The sequence below is a fragment of the Janthinobacterium sp. LPB2021202312-11-4 genome, assembly GCF_037049705.1.
Classification (GTDB): domain Bacteria; phylum Pseudomonadota; class Gammaproteobacteria; order Pseudomonadales; family Pseudomonadaceae; genus Aquipseudomonas.
On the sequence record NZ_JBAGKV010000004.1, the window covers coordinates 219,877 to 235,493 of the forward strand.

Genomic DNA, 15,617 nt, shown 5'->3' on the forward strand with positions numbered 1-15,617 from the left:
CCAGGTCTCAAGTGCCCCGCAACGGCGCACCGACGACAGGTTTGGGGCACGGTTGACGGCGGGTGGCCTGTCGTCGTGCAACGATGGGCTTGAGGGGGTAAAAACCATCGGGTGCTTCCTCTTGTTTTTATTGTTGAGGCGCAGGCAGTGCTGACCCTTGTGGGAGCGGGCTTGCTCGCGAAGGCGTCGTATCAGTCGACATTGGTGTTTCTGATACACCGCTTTCGCGAGCAAGCCCGCTCCCACAGGGGGGGGCATGTTTTTTGGGCTAGTGGGCGTGGCAGTCGTTGATGGCGGCGCGATCTCGACCGCCGAGGATGTTGAACAGCAGGTTCAGCGACAGCGCGCTCAGCGTGGCCATGGCGATACCGCTGTGGGTAATCGGGCTCATCCACAGTGGCAGGTGCGCGAAGAACTCCGGACGCACCACCGGGATCAGGCCCATGCCGATGCTTACCGCCACCAGCAACTGGTTGCGCCGGTCACCGATGTCGGCTTCTTGCAGGATCTTGATCCCGGTGGCCGCGACCATGCCGAACATCGCAATCGCCGCGCCGCCCAGGACTGCCGGCGGAATCGACGCCACCAGGAACGCCGCTTTCGGCAGCAGGCTCAGCACCACCAGCAAGCCACCGGCGACGATGGTTACCGAACGGCAACGCACGCCGGTCATCTGCACCAGGCCGATGTTCTGGGCGAAGGAGGAGTGGGTGAAGGTGTTGAAGAAGCCGGCAACAAACGAGGCGCCAGCATCGCAGAGCAAACCGCGACGCAGCATTCGTGGGCAGACGTCCTGGCCGGTGATCTTGCCCAGGGCGAGGAACATCCCGGTGGACTCGACGAAGATGATCACCACCACCAGGCACATCGACAGGATCGGCGCGAGTTCAAACTTCGGCATGCCGAAATGCAGCGGCGTGACGATTTGCACCCACGGCGCCTGGGCCATGCCGCTGAGGTCGACCATGCCGATCACGCCGCACAGCGCGTAACCCAGGCACATGCCGATCAGTACGGAAATGTTGACCCAGAACCCGCGCATAAAGCGGTGGATCAGCAGAATGGTCGCCAGTACCAACGCGGCGATGGCCAGGTAAATCGGCGAACCGAATTGCGTGGCGCCCGCCCCGCCGCCGGCCCAGTTCACGGCCACGGGGAACAGCGACAAACCGATCGAGGTGATGACCGTGCCGGTCACCAGCGGCGGGAAGAAGCGCACGACTTTGGACATGAACGGCGCGATCAGCATGCCGAAGAATCCGGCGGCGATGGTTGCGCCGAAAATCCCCTGCAAACCGATCCCGGGCATGCCGGCCATGGCAACCATGCTGCCGACGGCGGCGAAACTGGCGCCCATCATCACGGGCATGCGGATGCCCATGGGGCCGATCCCCATGGACTGAACGATGGTGGCGATGCCGGCGACCAGCAGGTCGGCGTTGATCAAAAAGGCGATTTCTTCACGACTCAGGCCGGCGGCTTGTCCGATGATCAGCGGTACCGCGATGGCGCCACCGTACATCAGCAGAACGTGTTGCAGACCGACCAGGATCAGTTGCAAAAGGGGCAAACGCTGAATCGCGGGTGCGTCGGGGATGCGCGCTTCGGATAGCTCGGACATGCAACACCTCGGATCTTTTTTATTCTTGTGATTTTGTGCAACAGGCAAACCTGTGGGAGCGGGCTTGCTCGCGAAGAGGCCATTCAATTCGACATCAGCATTGACTGACCTGACGCATTCGCGAGCAAGCCCGCTCCCACAGGGTTTTGTGTGTTACCTGTAGGAGCAAGGCTTGCCCGCGAAGCTTTTGTTACTTAATTGACTTGAGCACCCTGATTGATCCAGGCACCAATCAGGTCACGTTCCTGCTGGGTCATCTGTGTGATGTTGCCCAGTGGCATGATCTGGCTGGCGACGGCTTGCGCCTGAATCCGCGGGGCCAATTGCTGGATTTGTTGCGGAGTGTCGAACATCACGCCGGCCGGGGCTGCGCTGAACAGCGGGCTGGTGGGTTTGGCCGAATGGCACACGGCGCAGCGTTCCTGAATCACGCTGTGCACCTTGTCGAACGCCGGGCCCTGATTCGACGCTTGGGCCGGTGCAGCGGCAGGTGCGGCAGGCTTGGCTTCGGCAGGTTTGGCGCCACCGCCGAGGGCGGTTTCCGGCAGCGGCTGGTACTCGATGGCGGCAGGTGCCTTGGCCACTTCTGGAGCAGTGGACATCGGCGCCGGGCCGGTCACGTAAGCCAGGCAGATCATGCCGACGGCTGCCACTGGCAGGGTCCAGGCAAACTTGTGGCTGTTGTGACGGGTGTTGAAGTAGTGACGCACCAGCACCGCCAGCACCGCGATCCCGGCCAGGATCAGCCAGTTGTACTGGCTGCCGTAGGTGCTCGGGAAGTGGTTGCTGATCATGATGAACAGCACCGGCAAGGTGAAGTAGTTGTTGTGCCGCGAACGCAGCAAACCTTTGGCCGGCAGCGCCGGGTCGGGCGTGCGGTTCTCGGCAATCGCCGCCACCAGTGCACGTTGCGCCGGCATGATGATGCGGAACACGTTACCGACCATGATGGTGCCGATGATCGCGCCAACGTGCAGGTACGCACCACGACCGCTGAACACTTTGCTGAAGCCGTAGGCCGCCGCAATGATCAGTACGAACAGGATGCCGCCAAGCAGGGCAGGGCGTTTGCCCAGGGCTGAGTCGCAGAGGAAGGAGTAGACGAACCAGCCGATGAACAGCGAGCCGATACCGATGGCTACGCCTTCAGGACCGCTCAATATGCTGCCCGGTGCCAGCAGGTACAGCGTCGGGTTGGAATAGAACACCACGCACAGCAGCGCGATCCCCGACATCCAGGTGAAATAGGCTTCCCATTTGAACCAGTGCAGGTTGTCCGGCATGGTCGGTGGAGCCAGTTTGTATTTTTCCAGGTGATAGATACCGCCGCCGTGGATCGCCCACAGATCGCCCGCCAGCCCACTTTTCGGGTTGACCCGATTGAGGTTGTTTTCCAGCCAGACGAAATAGAACGACGCACCGATCCAGGCCACGCCAGTAATCATGTGAACCCAGCGCACGCTCAGGTTCAGCCATTCCAACAGATGTGCTTCCACAGTCTTTACCTCTCGCCCGTCACGCTGTTGTCGCGTGTTCGGACCTTCTCTTATTGGTGGGGGGCAAGGATCAACCGCTCATCCTCTTTGAAAAAATGCTCATCGCAGTTATTGCCTGTGCCACTGCGATCAACCACCAGGAAGTCATCCCGCTTTTCGATCGTCAGCACCGGATGGTGCCAAACGCCGCGATGGTAATTAATGCCCTGCCTGCCGTTGGTGACGAAGGCGCGGACCAAGCCTGATACAGGTTCATCGCCAAGTGGCGCGACCACGATCAGAAAGGGGTTGCCGAGCAGCGGAATGAACGCCTGGCTGCCCAGCGGGTGACGCTCCAGCATGCTGACGGTCAGCGGCATGTCCTGCGCATCGGCGCGGAAGATGCTGATGATCGCGTTGTCCTCTGGCGTGGCGGTTTGCACCGTCGCCAGTTTGTGAAAGCGCATGGTCGAACCGTTGTTGATCATGAAGTGATCGCTGCCGTCGGTTTCGATCACGTCACCGAAAGGGGCGAAGGCTTCTTTGGTCAGCGGTTCAATCGTCAGTGTGCGCATGCGGGTCTTCTTTTCTAAATTCGTTTTCGGTTCACATCATTTGCGTGTCTTGCACGGCCTCTGTAGGAGCTGCCGCAGGCTGCGATCTTCTGATCTTGCCTTTTAAAAACCCAAGATCAAAAGATCGCAGGCTTCGCCAGCTCCTACGGGGTTTACGTGGTTATTTCGCCACTTTGCCCAATACGCGCAGGCGACTCACACCACCATCCGGGAACACGTTCAGACGGATGTGGGTGATCGGGCCCAGGGCCTTGATCTGCTCGGCGAAAGTGTGTTCGGCGTGCATTTCCAGTTTTTGCGCTGGCAGCAGTTCGCGCCAGAACAGCGATTGGGTTTCGATCTGGCTGTCAGTGCCGCCCTTCACGAAAGCGCCTTGAATGGAGCAGGTGTCCGGGTAGTTGCCCTTGAAGTGCAGGGTGTCGACGATGACTTTCTCGACTTCGCCGGCATGCCCCAGCGCCACGATCACCCAGTCATTGCCCGGCGTGCGACGACGGGCGGTTTCCCAACCGTCGCCCATGTTGATGCCTCGGCCCGGGTTGAGGATGTTGCTCATGCGACCGAAGTGTTCGTCGGAGCAGGCGAGGGCGCGGCCACCGTTCAGGGCGGCAGCCAGGTCGATCTGCTCGTTGTCGCCAACAGCCGACCAGTCGCGGTGCGGCACGCCGTACACACGCAGACGGGCGACGCCGCCATCCGGGTAGATGTTGAAGCGTAGGTGGCTGAAAGCCTGGTCGTTATTGATTTCGTGGTAGTGGTGGCTGTTGCCTTGCAACTCGACGGCCGACAGCACTTCGGTCCACTGGGTGTTTTCGGTCGGCTCGCCTTCAGCCAGGAAGCACGCTTCCAGGGAGGCCGACGGCGGGAAGTTGCCGGTGAAGAATGAAGTGTCGATGTCCACGCCTTTGATCGAGCCCGCTACACCCAGGCGGATCACTGCGCTGTCATAGCCTTCGAAGCGCTTGCGGCGCGATTCCCAGCCGTCCATCCACTTGCCGTTGTCATCGAACACGCCTTCTTTCCACACAGCCGGGGTCGGCTGGAACAGGCGGTTGGCATCAGCGAACCAGTCATCGGTGACCGAGATGATTTTGGTGCCCAGGCGGGCGTCGGCCAGGTTGACGAACTTCTCGAAAGGTACGGCGTAAGCTTTCATTCTTCTTGTCTGCCTTTAATAAGTTGGCTTGGGATGCTTGCAGGGCCCTGGGTACTCTTCGCGTTTTAAAGCACTCGGGCCAGGCTCGCTATAGGGTCAGTAAACGGAACAGGGCGATCTTGTTGATCTCTGCCAGCGCGCATTTGAATTCGGTGTCTGCCGAGTTGTGAATGCGCGTTTCGAACGCCGCGAGGATCTGATGCCGGTTGCTGCCTTTTACCGCCATGATGAAGGGAAACTTGAACTTGGCTTTGTAGGCGTCGTTCAGCTCGGTGAAGCGTTGAAACTCTTCGGCCGTGCATTGGTGAATACCGGCGCCAGCCTGTTCATTCGTGCTGGCTTCGGTCAACTGGCCCTGGACGGCGGCTTTGCCGGCCAGGTCCGGGTGAGCGTTGATCAGGGCCAGTTGGCTTGCATGATCGGCGCTCAACAGGATGTCGCTCATGCGCTGGTGCAGGGTTTCGATCTGGTCGATCGAAGCATCCTGGCCCAGGTCGAAAGCCTTTTCGGCCACCCATGGCGAATGTTCGTAGATGTCGGCGAACGCGGCGACGAAGGCATCGCGGCTCAGGTTCGACGGTTTCAGGGTTTGGAAGGTGCTCATTTGGCAGCCCCTTGGTACGGGTGGGTTTGGTGCCAGTGGCGAGCGATGTCGACGCGTCGGCTGAACCACACCTGTTCATGACTTTTAGCGTATTCGATAAAGCGTTTGAGCGAGGCCAGACGCGCCGGACGGCCGATCAGGCGGCAGTGCAGGCCGATCGACAACATCTTCGGCGCTTCGGCGCCTTCGGCGTACAGCACGTCGAACGCGTCTTTGAGGTATTCGAAGAAATCGTCGCCCTTGTTGAAACCCTGGACCTGGGTGAAGCGCATGTCGTTGGTGTCCAGGGTGTACGGGATCACCAGGTGCGGCTTGCCGGTCGGGTTGTTCGGTTCCCAGTAAGGCAGGTCGTCGTCGTAGGTGTCGCAGTCATAGAGGAAACCGCCTTCTTCCATCACCAGCCGACGGGTGTTCGGGCCGGTGCGGCCGGTGTACCAGCCCAGTGGGCGTTCGCCGGTGAGTTCGGTGAGGATACGGATCGCTTCGAGCATGTGCTCGCGTTCCTGGGCTTCGTCCATGTACTGGTAGTCGATCCAGCGATAGCCGTGGCTGCAAATCTCGTGGCCGGCCTCGACCATGGCGCGGATCACGTCCGGGTGACGCTGGGCGGCCATGGCCACGGCGAAGATCGTCAGCGGGATGTCGAATTCCTTGAACAGCTTCAGCACCCGCCACACGCCGGCGCGGCTGCCATACTCGTAAAGGGATTCCATGCTCATGTTGCGCGCGCCTTGCAGCGGCTGCGCCGAAACCATTTCGGAGAGGAAGGCTTCGGACTCTTTATCGCCGTGCAGGATATTGCGCTCGCCACCTTCCTCGTAATTGAGGACGAAGGACAGGGCGATGCGGGCATTGCCCGGCCAGTGTGGGTGCGGAGGGTTACTGCCGTAACCGACCAGGTCGCGTGGGTAGTCAGCGCTCACTGCAGTCTTCCTTCTTGTTCGTGGTAGCAAGTTGTGTGGCGGCCTGTTGATGGATGACAGTCTGGCGTCACAGCGATGGGCTGATTGTATACAACTTTATATTCAATTTGTAAGCCTGATTTTTTGCATTTTTCACTGACTGTCATGAATTGATGCTACTGCAAGAAACCTGCCTGACTGGTCAGCTAATAGATAGGAGGTCCGCTGACTGCATGGTTCGGCTGTAAATCGGCGTTGAAGTACCGGGTGACGGTGGTTGCTGTAAAAATGTCGTTTTTATTGTGTACAATTTTTTTGAAAAGTGTCTTAATCAGTCGCTCGCCGCAGCGTTTCGTGCTCCGAATCGGTGCGGTCTCCTTTTCAACTGACTTCGGGAGGCGCGAGGCCTGTCTGCTCTTTGCGGCCAGGCGCGCAGAATCAATGGGACGTTTGACTACACACGTTTTGGACGCTGCACACGGTTGCCCGGGCAGCTCGATCAAGGTCGAGTTGTACCGCGTTGAAGGCTCGCAGCTGGAACTGGTCGCCAGCGCGATCACCAACAGCGACGGCCGTGTCGATGCACCGTTGCTGCAAGGCGATGACTACCGTTCCGGGGTCTATCAGGTTCAGTTCCATGCGGGCGATTACTACCGCGCCCGTGGCGTTCAGCTGCCGGAACCCGCGTTCCTGGATGTGGTGGTGCTGCGGTTTGGCATCTCTGCCGAACAGGATCACTACCACGTGCCACTGCTGATTTCGCCGTACAGCTATTCGACCTACAGAGGAAGCTAGACTCCCCCAAGAATCTGCGCATAAAGCTTCTTTGGTCTTTTGCCCGCTCACACTGCGGGCTTTTTTTTGTCGGCAGAAACATCGAAAGATCGCAGCCTCGTTGCACTCGACAGCTCCTACACGGAATCGCATTCCAAATGTAGGAGCTGTCGAGTGCAACGAGGCTGCGATCTCCTGCCCTTAACGGCTCAACAACGACGCCGCCCCCGCCCCACCAAACAACCCGGCACTGATCCGGTTAAACCAGCTCTGCCCCTTGCCCGTACGCAGATACCGCGCCGCTCCATGGGCACCCAGCCCATACGCCAGCTTGCACAGCAGGTCCAGCACGGTCCAGGTCGCAATCATCACCAGCAACTGCGGCAAAAACGGCCGGTCAGCGCTCAAGAACTGCGGCAGGAAAGCGGCGAAGAACAGAATGTCCTTGGGATTGCTCGCGCCCAGCACAAACGCGCGCCCGAACAGTGCGCGAAAGCGTGGAACTGGCGCAGCCTGGGGCACTTCGGCACCCACCGATGGCTGGCGGGATTGCTGCCAGCTCTGCCAGGCGAGGTAGAACAGGTAGAGCGCACCGACGATTTTCAGCGCACTAAATAGCTGTTCTGAGGCCAGCAGCAGGGCGCCCAGACCCAGCGCAGACGCACTGAGCAAACAGATCGAGGCAATCACCCCGCCGAGAAACGCCGGGTAAGAACGGCGCAACCCATAGTTCAAACTGTTGCTGATCATCAGCAAAGACAACGGCCCCGGGATCAGGATCACCACCAGCGCAGCGCCGCTGAACAGCAGCCAGGTTTCCAGACTCATCACTTTCCTCCTAATGTGCAAAAGCCCCACCCGACGGGGTGAGGCTGTTTGAAGCTATGACTGCTTACAAGAAAATGAACTTGGCGATGAAGATCGCGCAGAGCACCCACAGACTGATGGAAATTTCCTTGTACTTGTCGGTGCCGGCCTTCAGCACCACGTAAGTGATGAAGCCCAGCGCGATGCCATCGGCGACCGAAAAGGTCAGCGGCATCATGATCGCGGTAACGATCGCCGGGATGCTATCGGTCGCTTCATCCCATTCGATGTGAGCCATACCGCTCATCATCAGCATCGCTACGTAAATCAGCGCACCGGCGGTGGCGTAAGCCGGAATCATGCCAGCCAGCGGTGCGAAAAACATCGCGGCAATAAATAGCACACCTACGGTCACTGCGGTAAGACCAGTCCGACCACCAGCGGCGACACCTGCGGCACTTTCCACGTAGCTTGTGACCGGCGGCACACCGACCATCGCCCCGAATACGCTGGAGGCGCTGTCGGCTTTCATGGCACGGGAGAGGTTTTCGATCCGGCCATCAGCGTTCACCAGACCGGCTCGTTGGGCGACGCCCATCAAGGTGCCAGCGGTGTCGAACATGTGCACGAAGAGGAACGCCAACACCACGCTGATCATGCTGACGTTGAACACGCCGGCGATGTTCATGGCCATCCAGGTCGGTGCCAGGCTCGGCGGGGCCGACATGATGCCGCCGTAATGCACCAGGCCCAGGCCCCAACCGGCGAGGGTCACGGTGATGATGCTGATGAGGATCGCGCCGAAGACTTTGTGGTAGCTGAGCACCGCGATCATCAGGAAGCAAATGGCCGCCAGCAACGGGCCAGGATCGCGCAGGGAGCCGAGCTTGATCAGGGTCGCGGGGCTGGCGACGATGATGCCGGCGGTTTTCAGGCCGATGATCCCCAGAAACAGCCCGACCCCGGCACCCATGGCGTAGCGCAGGCTCACCGGAATGCTGTTGAGCAGCCATTCGCGGATCTTGGAAAACGTCAGGATCATGAACAGCACACCGGAAACAAACACTGCGCCGAGGGCGGTTTCCCAGTTGTAGCCCATGGTGCCGACCACGGTGTAGGTGAAGAAAGCGTTCAGGCCCATGCCCGGCGCCAGACCGACCGGCCAGTTGGCGTAGAGGCCCATCAACAGGCAACCCAGCGCGGCGGCGATACAGGTGGCGACGAACGCGGCGCCATGATCGATGCCGGCGTCAGCCATGATGTTCGGGTTGACGAAGATGATGTAGGCCATCGTGATAAACGTTGTCAGACCGGCAATCAGCTCGGTCTTCACCGTGGTGCCATGCAAGCTGAGTTTGAAGAGGCGTTCCAGCCAGCCATTACGTAATGGCGGCGAGAGGTCCAGCGTCGGGGCTTCGGATTTGCGGCTTTCCACAGCGAGTACTCCTCAAGAGTTTTATTTTTATTTCCAGGGCCGGACCCATGAGGGTGGCAGCGGCCCTTTGAGGCACTTGCGAATTTGTTGACCGCTTGGTCAGGAACTCGCACGAAGTGGATTATGCTTTTGTATACAAATAAAGCAAATAATGTTTTTGATTTTGTCGACGAAAAGTCTGGCGATAGGGATATATCGGCTGGAGGGACGCCTTCGCGAGCAAGCCTCGCTCCTACAGATAAACGCATGACCTGTAGGAGCGAGGCTTGCCCGCGAAGGCGGACTTGAGCGCTCACACCTTCTGCTGATTCTCCCCAAGTGCCAGATTCACCGCCAACCACCCATCCACCGCCGCTTCCCCAGCCTCGGCAAACACCCGCTCCAACAATTTCACCTGCTCACGCCGCAGCGACTGTTCGAACCGCGCGCCATCGTCGGTCAATTCCAGCAGCCGTTTACGCTTGTCGGTCTCGGAGGCGACGCTGTTCACCAGATGCATTTCCAACAACTGACGCAGCGGGATGTTCAGCGCCTGCTTGGTCACGCCGAGCAACGCCAGCAATTCCTTCACGCTCAAATTCGGATAGCGGGCGATGAAGAACACGATGCGTTGGTGCACCCGACTCAAACCACGTCGTTCGAGCATTTCATCAGCCTTGGCGGTGAAAGCCTGGTAGCCGAAGAAAAACGCTTCCATCGCTTGTTGCTGGGTCGCAGGGTTTTTAAGGTCAAGCATGTTGACGTATCCACTCAAGCTGTCGTAATTTAGGTCAACCAGTTTGACTCATTTTCCTCAGGCCTCGCTACCGGTGACCTCCATGGCATTTTCCGAACGTGTCTCGCGCCTTAAAAGTTCTCTGATCCGTGAAATCCTCGCCGCCGCCCAGCGCCCCGAAGTGATGTCGTTCGCCGGTGGCTTGCCGGCCGAAGCCATGCTGCCGAAAGTCGAGTGGGCTGACATGCCGCTGTCCATGGGCCAATACGGCATGAGTGAAGGCGAGCCAGCGCTGCGTGAAGCCCTGGCGGCCGAGGCGCGGGCCTTGGGGGTGCCGTGTGAGGCGAGTCAGGTGTTGGTGGTCAGCGGTTCCCAGCAAACCCTCGATCTGGCAGCCAAGCTCTACATCGATAAAGGCACCGAGATCCTGCTCGAAGCGCCGACGTATCTGGCGGCATTGCAGATTTTTCAACTGTTCGGCGCCGACTGCATCACCGTGCCGCAGGAGGCTGATGGTCCGAACCTGGTGCAGTTGCGTGCTCGACTGGAACAGCACAAACCCGCGTTCATTTACTTGATCCCGACCTTCCAGAACCCGTCTGCCGTGCGCTACAGCGAAACCAAACGCGATGCGGTGGCGGCGTTGCTGGACGAGTTTGGCGTCACGCTGATCGAAGACGAGCCGTACCGTGAACTGACGTTCGACGGCGGCAGTGCCACACCCATCGTCAGTCGCTTGAAAACCGCCAGTTGGATCTACACCGGGACCGTGTCCAAAACCTTGTTGCCAGGGTTGCGGGTCGGTTACCTGATCGCCAGTCCGGACCTGTTTCCGCACTTGTTGAAGCTCAAGCAGTCGGCAGATTTGCACACCAATCGGGTTGGGCAGTGGCAAGCGTTGCAATGGATCGGCACCGAGAAGTTTCAGCATCACCTGAGCGAACTGCGGGATTTCTACCGGGGGCGGCGTGATGCGTTCCAGTCAGCGTTGGAAACGCATTTTTCTGATCTGGCGGACTGGAACGTACCGCAAGGTGGGTTGTTTTTCTGGTTGACGCTCAAGCAACCGCTGGACACCCGAACCTTGCTTAAGGCTGCGTTGGCGGCGGATGTGGCGTTTATGCCGGGCGAGCCGTTCTTCCCGGAGCCGGACAATCATCCTGGGCATTTGCGGCTGAACTTCAGCCACATTGATCCGGCGCGGCTGGATGAAGGGTTGAAGCGGTTGGCGGCGGTGGTGAGGCAGGCTTTGGTGGCGCAAGCGGCTTGAGGGGAGGGTAGAAATAAATAAACCGGCTCGAGGGCCGGTTTATTTTTGTCTGGATTTTGTGGTGGTTGAGCTGGCGCCTTCGCGGGCAAGCCTCGCTCCTACAAATGATCCGCAATCCTGTAGGAGCGAGGCTTGCCCGCGAAGAGGCCATCAATCACACCACAAAATCATCAAGCCGCCGCAAACCGCTTGTCCAGATAATCAATGATCACCTTGGACTCATACATCCAGGTGGTCTGGCCGTTCTCTTCAATCCGCAGGCACGGCACCTTGATCTTGCCGCCTTGCTCCAGCAACGTCTTGCGATCCAGTTCATTGTTCTTCGCATCGCGCAGCGCTACCGGCACGTTCAAGCGGCGCAGGGTACGGCGGGTTTTCACGCAGAACGGGCAGGCGTGGAACTGATACAGGGTCAGGTCCTTGGCATCTGCTTCCACTTGGGCTTGAGCGGCGGCGGGGCGCTGCTTCTTGCCCGGGCGGGTGATGAAATCGATGAAGATGATCAGTTGGCCAAGGCCGACACGAAGCGCTTTAACGAACACGGTATAAGCCTCACAAGGGCAAAGAAGGCGCGCAGCTTACCTGATTTTTCACAGTCGAAAAAAAACCGGCGATGAATGCCGGTTTTCTTCGTGTCGCGAGTTACTTGATCAGGCTGAGAAACTCGCTGCGCGTGGCCGCGTTTTCGCGGAACTCACCGAGCATCACCGACGTGATCATCGACGAATTCTGCTTCTCGACACCGCGCATCATCATGCACATGTGCTTGGCCTCGATCACCACCGCAACGCCCAGGGCGCCGGTGACTTGCTGGACCGCATCGGCGATCTGGCGGCTGAGGTTTTCCTGGATCTGCAGGCGGCGGGCGTACATATCGACGATCCGCGCGACTTTCGACAGCCCCAATACCTTGCCGCTCGGGATGTAGGCGACGTGGGCCTTGCCGATAAACGGCAGCAGGTGGTGTTCGCACAACGAGTAGAGCTCGATGTCCTTGACCAGCACCATTTCGCTGTTGTCGGAGCTGAACAAGGCACCGTTGGTGACTTCTTCCAGCGTCTGTTCATAACCGCGGCAGAGATACTGCATGGCTTTGGCGGCACGCTTTGGCGTGTCGAGCAGGCCCTCGCGGGACACGTCCTCGCCCAATTGGCCGAGAATCGCGGTGTAATTCTGTTCCAATGTCACAGAGCTTTATTCCGTATGGGTTCTAGAGGGGTACGGTTTCTGTCTGTACCAATTTTGTACCAATCAGGCTTTGCTCCAGCTTCCCGACTTCGCTCCAGTCTTCACTGGAGTTGATCCATCGGGCGTATGTCGACAACAACATTTGCACGCTGTGGCCGAGCTGATTCGCAATGAACCCGAGGTTCATGCCTGCCATTAAGCACATGGTAGCGTAAGTGTGACGGCAGTTGTATTGCCGTCTGGCCCTGATGTTCAGTGTGACCAGCGCCGCCTTGAAGTGTTTATCGGTCACGCTGGCCTGCTGAATGAACTCAAAGTTCTTCGTCGGCGGGAACACGTACGGCGATTGCATGTGCTGGCGCCGGCTCTGCTTCGCCCTCAACTCGGCCACACCCTTGGCCGCCTCAATGGCATTCAATGCCCTGCTGTTCAGCATGACTCGCCGTGCCTCGCGGGTTTTCGTGCGCTCCTCGATCTTGTAGTCCGCCACGATTCTGCACACGTTGGCGACTCGACCCTCTGTATCCACCTCATCCCAGCGCAACGCCGCTATCTCACCTGGCCGCATGCCGGTGTAAAACGCGAACTCAAAGTAGGCCGCGTACACCCGCATCGAACCGGTCAGCGCCTTATATAGGTGCCCTATGATCAAATCCGCTTCCACCACTGTAAACGGGTCCACTGGTTTCTTTGCCTTCGCCGGCAGCTCGATGGAGCCGACCGGATTCCGGGTTATCAGCTCATCATTCACCGCGCTTTCAAACATGGTGTGCAGCCGCTGGATCGCCGACCGTTTTACGGTCGACGACTTCCACTTCGTCTCGCCGACGATTTTTCGGATCATTGCCGAACTGATTTGATCAATGGGGAGCAGTGCCAGGTGCGGCATCCAATAAAGGGTGAGGGATATGCGGTAGTTTTTCCGGGTTCCACCGACGACTTCCCGGCTGTCCAGCCAGGTCTGCGCGTAGCCGCCAAACAGTGGTGTTGCAGAGTAGGTGTAGTAAGTCGAGCCCGGGAAAAGTTCGGCGTAACGCTGTTCGTCCATCACACCGTGCTTGATTAGGCTGATTACCGTAGAACGTAGATCGGCTGCTGCTTTAATGCCTTTTGGCGTTTGGGGATAGGCGAGGGTCTCGCAGCGCCGGAACTTCCAAGTGAAGCGAATGCGGACTGATTGACCTGCGAATTCAACTCCGGCGGGCAATCCCAAAGGCTTTCTAGCCATGCCTCATATCTCCTGATGCTGTAATAAATCTGTCCATCGAATTCGTTCCATACCCCTTTGGGGATGATGTTGCGCTGGCGCTTGCCCTGGAGCGCCCGCCGGGTGGTTCCGACCATCTCCGCGAAGTTCTTCTCGGCGACCTTGTCGGACAGGTACTCAACCGGTAACTGTTCTGCTGCTGCCATGATGATTCTCCCGCCGAACTACGCCGGCCGCGCTTTCTGAATGACGTGAATGACGATGCAACCGGTGGCGATGATCCAGATGGCCACGCAGATCGTGAGGGTGATCAGCGCGATTTCCGATCCCTCGCGGAGAAGCCAGGGCGCGGCGAGCCAGAACAGAAGACCAGTCACGATGATCCAGACCAAGCCGCCGATGAGTCGCTTGAAAAGCTTTATTGCGTACATAGGATTCCTCGCCCGCCGTTCACCGGCAGGCTGTGAGTTGTCAATTAGGGGTTTACAACTGGATGAGTTCGGCGGGGACGCTGACGGTTGTGCCGGTCAGGGCGAATACGACCGCCCGGCACACTGCGACCTCGCGGGTATCACCGGGTTGGCGATTGCAGGGATCGCGCGTGGCGTCAGCCAGCCATGGATAGCTGTACCCGCGCTCGACCCAGACGCCGTACTTCTCGATCAGGTGGTCTGCGTCGATATCGGCGAACAGTTGCAGTTGGCCGGCCACTGGCTGGCGGTCGCCCTCGATGCTGTCTATTGCCCAGATCAGCGCCGGCCCGGCCAGTTCCTCGGTGAGGATCTTGACCATTCGGCCCATCACCGCGGCCCCTTGTAGCAGTACACGTAGGCGAACCAGGCGAGGGCGATCATGGCGTTATCTCCTGCGGCGGATACCACGGAACGTTCGCCGGTAGAACGGGGACGATGCCGCGCTTGTTGTCCTTTTTCCGAAAGGTGAAGACCGTCATATTGTCCTTCATGCCCATGTAAACACCTTTGGCTCGCATTTCTACCAGGGCCGCGGCTGTTGGCACTGCGCGATAAGCGACGCCGTCGAAGAACACTTTTTCAACCTCGACCGTCAACGGGTGCTCGGCGAAGTGGTAGTTCTTCATGTAGCCATCGCTGGTGACTGTGCATTTCGACGTTCTGAGGACCAATTTCATGCCGTCACCCACTTGAACGCAAAGGACAGTGGAAGCCAGAAGAAGATGGCGCAGAAGGCGAGGGCTTTCAGGATCATGGCGTCACCTCGCACACTGCCGCTCGCCCGGCGGCGACTTCGTCGATGAACGATTGCGGGAGCCGTGCTGCGAATTCCCCTTCCGACCACGACAGGGGTTCAGACTTGCGGATCATCTCGTTCAGCAGTTCGAATGCCGCAAGCAACTGGTCATCGCGGATTTCGCCGTCTTCCGGCAGGTCATCGCAGAAATGGTCTTCCGGGTCGATTTCACGGGGATAGTTCGGCTCACAGATGCAGAGTTGCACGTCAGCCAGCTCGATATCGCTGTCGATCAGGTAGTCGCGCAGGCTGTCTTCATCGAAGAAGTATTGGTCGCCATCGAAGATAACCAGCGGTTCGCCGGCCCATTCCTTGACCGGCATCGCCGCGAATTTTGCTTGGCGTCGGGCGTGGTGGCACTCATTGCAAGAACTGTTCACCTCATAGATTGGGTGCTCAGGATTTACTTCGCAGCGGCGATGAGTTGCGCCGCAGTAGCGGGCAAGGTTCTCATCGTCACCGAAAAAACGACCGCCAGAGGAAACCCAGCCAGTAAACGTTTTGATGCTCGCCGCTTCCGGAGCGTCGTACATGATGATTGGCTTTTGTGCAGACATGACTTCGTCCTTGCCGCTATAGCGGCTGACTTTGAAGGGGGAGGGAGTAAGGTTTTTGCGGG

19 protein-coding genes are annotated in these 15,617 nt (G+C 58.9%); 2 read left to right on the forward strand and 17 right to left on the reverse strand.

Translation table 11 applies throughout. The features are described from left to right. Positions 1 to 268 precede the first annotated feature (268 nt). The 6 genes from V5E99_RS06520 to puuE all read right to left on the reverse strand — a co-directional run bounded on the left by V5E99_RS06520 (position 269) and on the right by puuE (position 6,354). Positions 269 to 1,621 (reverse strand): nucleobase:cation symporter-2 family protein, encoded by a 1,353-nt coding sequence (locus V5E99_RS06520; protein WP_499801695.1) that lies wholly within the window; start codon positions 1,619 to 1,621, stop codon positions 269 to 271. 194 nt (positions 1,622 to 1,815) lie between these two features. Next, positions 1,816 to 3,117, reverse strand: coding sequence for a urate hydroxylase PuuD (locus V5E99_RS06525; protein ID WP_499801696.1), 1,302 nt, complete (start codon positions 3,115 to 3,117; stop codon positions 1,816 to 1,818). A 50-nt stretch (positions 3,118 to 3,167) separates the two neighbouring features. After that, a complete protein-coding gene (locus V5E99_RS06530; protein ID WP_010456681.1) occupies positions 3,168 to 3,671 on the reverse strand; it encodes an ureidoglycolate lyase in 504 nt (167 codons plus the stop codon). A 160-nt stretch (positions 3,672 to 3,831) separates the two neighbouring features. Next, positions 3,832 to 4,827 carry an allantoicase gene (gene alc, locus V5E99_RS06535; RefSeq protein ID WP_499801697.1) on the reverse strand — a complete coding sequence of 332 codons (996 nt, stop codon included), beginning with the start codon at positions 4,825 to 4,827 and terminating at the stop codon, positions 3,832 to 3,834. 88 nt (positions 4,828 to 4,915) lie between these two features. Continuing rightward, complete coding sequence (uraD, locus tag V5E99_RS06540) at positions 4,916 to 5,431, reverse strand: 2-oxo-4-hydroxy-4-carboxy-5-ureidoimidazoline decarboxylase (RefSeq protein ID WP_499801698.1); 516 nt, start codon at positions 5,429 to 5,431, stop codon at positions 4,916 to 4,918. Next, the gene (puuE, locus tag V5E99_RS06545) at positions 5,428 to 6,354 is read right to left on the reverse strand and encodes an allantoinase PuuE (protein WP_499801699.1); all 927 of its coding nucleotides are present in this window, start codon (positions 6,352 to 6,354) and stop codon (positions 5,428 to 5,430) included. The genes uraD and puuE overlap by 4 nt, the downstream gene beginning before the upstream one ends. Before the next feature lie 420 nt (positions 6,355 to 6,774). Here puuE and uraH point away from each other — a divergent pair, with 420 nt between their 5' ends. Continuing rightward, positions 6,775 to 7,128 carry a hydroxyisourate hydrolase gene (uraH, locus tag V5E99_RS06550; protein ID WP_010456673.1) on the forward strand — a complete coding sequence of 118 codons (354 nt, stop codon included), beginning with the start codon at positions 6,775 to 6,777 and terminating at the stop codon, positions 7,126 to 7,128. A 180-nt stretch (positions 7,129 to 7,308) separates the two neighbouring features. On the opposite strand, the gene V5E99_RS06555 is transcribed toward uraH, so the two are convergent. The 3 genes from V5E99_RS06555 to V5E99_RS06565 form a co-directional block, all read right to left on the reverse strand. Continuing rightward, the gene (locus tag V5E99_RS06555; RefSeq protein ID WP_499801700.1) at positions 7,309 to 7,935 is read right to left on the reverse strand and encodes a LysE family translocator; all 627 of its coding nucleotides are present in this window, start codon (positions 7,933 to 7,935) and stop codon (positions 7,309 to 7,311) included. Between the two features lie 64 nt (positions 7,936 to 7,999). Further along, complete coding sequence (locus V5E99_RS06560; RefSeq protein ID WP_499801785.1) at positions 8,000 to 9,286, reverse strand: NCS2 family permease; 1,287 nt, start codon at positions 9,284 to 9,286, stop codon at positions 8,000 to 8,002. A gap of 355 nt (positions 9,287 to 9,641) precedes the next feature. Then, positions 9,642 to 10,085 (reverse strand): MarR family winged helix-turn-helix transcriptional regulator, encoded by a 444-nt coding sequence (locus V5E99_RS06565; protein WP_499801701.1) that lies wholly within the window; start codon positions 10,083 to 10,085, stop codon positions 9,642 to 9,644. Between the two features lie 82 nt (positions 10,086 to 10,167). Between V5E99_RS06565 and V5E99_RS06570 the strand changes: the two genes are divergently transcribed. Beyond that, entirely contained in the window at positions 10,168 to 11,334 is a 1,167-nt protein-coding gene (locus V5E99_RS06570; RefSeq protein ID WP_499801702.1) for an aminotransferase-like domain-containing protein, read from the forward strand. A 170-nt stretch (positions 11,335 to 11,504) separates the two neighbouring features. Here the strand turns inward: V5E99_RS06570 and V5E99_RS06575 are convergent, their stop codons facing one another. The 8 genes from V5E99_RS06575 to V5E99_RS06610 all read right to left on the reverse strand — a co-directional run bounded on the left by V5E99_RS06575 (position 11,505) and on the right by V5E99_RS06610 (position 15,555). Beyond that, positions 11,505 to 11,876 (reverse strand): glutathione S-transferase N-terminal domain-containing protein, encoded by a 372-nt coding sequence (locus V5E99_RS06575; RefSeq protein WP_499801703.1) that lies wholly within the window; start codon positions 11,874 to 11,876, stop codon positions 11,505 to 11,507. A gap of 100 nt (positions 11,877 to 11,976) precedes the next feature. Further along, entirely contained in the window at positions 11,977 to 12,522 is a 546-nt protein-coding gene (gene folE / locus V5E99_RS06580) for a GTP cyclohydrolase I FolE (RefSeq protein WP_010456659.1), read from the reverse strand. Positions 12,523 to 12,544: 22 nt separating this feature from the next. Next, positions 12,545 to 13,690, reverse strand: coding sequence for a tyrosine-type recombinase/integrase (locus V5E99_RS06585; RefSeq protein WP_499801786.1), 1,146 nt, complete (start codon positions 13,688 to 13,690; stop codon positions 12,545 to 12,547). Beyond that, positions 13,594 to 13,935, reverse strand: coding sequence for a hypothetical protein (locus V5E99_RS06590; RefSeq protein WP_499801787.1), 342 nt, complete (start codon positions 13,933 to 13,935; stop codon positions 13,594 to 13,596). The genes V5E99_RS06585 and V5E99_RS06590 overlap by 97 nt, the downstream gene beginning before the upstream one ends. Before the next feature lie 18 nt (positions 13,936 to 13,953). Continuing rightward, on the reverse strand, positions 13,954 to 14,160 hold the full coding sequence (locus V5E99_RS06595; RefSeq protein WP_499801704.1) for a hypothetical protein: 207 nt from the start codon (positions 14,158 to 14,160) through the stop codon (positions 13,954 to 13,956). 52 nt (positions 14,161 to 14,212) lie between these two features. Continuing rightward, the gene (locus V5E99_RS06600; protein ID WP_499801705.1) at positions 14,213 to 14,530 is read right to left on the reverse strand and encodes a hypothetical protein; all 318 of its coding nucleotides are present in this window, start codon (positions 14,528 to 14,530) and stop codon (positions 14,213 to 14,215) included. Between the two features lie 49 nt (positions 14,531 to 14,579). Continuing rightward, positions 14,580 to 14,828, reverse strand: a complete 249-nt coding sequence (locus V5E99_RS06605) for a hypothetical protein (RefSeq protein WP_499801706.1) — start codon at positions 14,826 to 14,828, stop codon at positions 14,580 to 14,582. A gap of 124 nt (positions 14,829 to 14,952) precedes the next feature. Next, positions 14,953 to 15,555 carry a hypothetical protein gene (locus V5E99_RS06610; RefSeq protein WP_499801707.1) on the reverse strand — a complete coding sequence of 201 codons (603 nt, stop codon included), beginning with the start codon at positions 15,553 to 15,555 and terminating at the stop codon, positions 14,953 to 14,955. Positions 15,556 to 15,617: the final 62 nt, after the last annotated feature.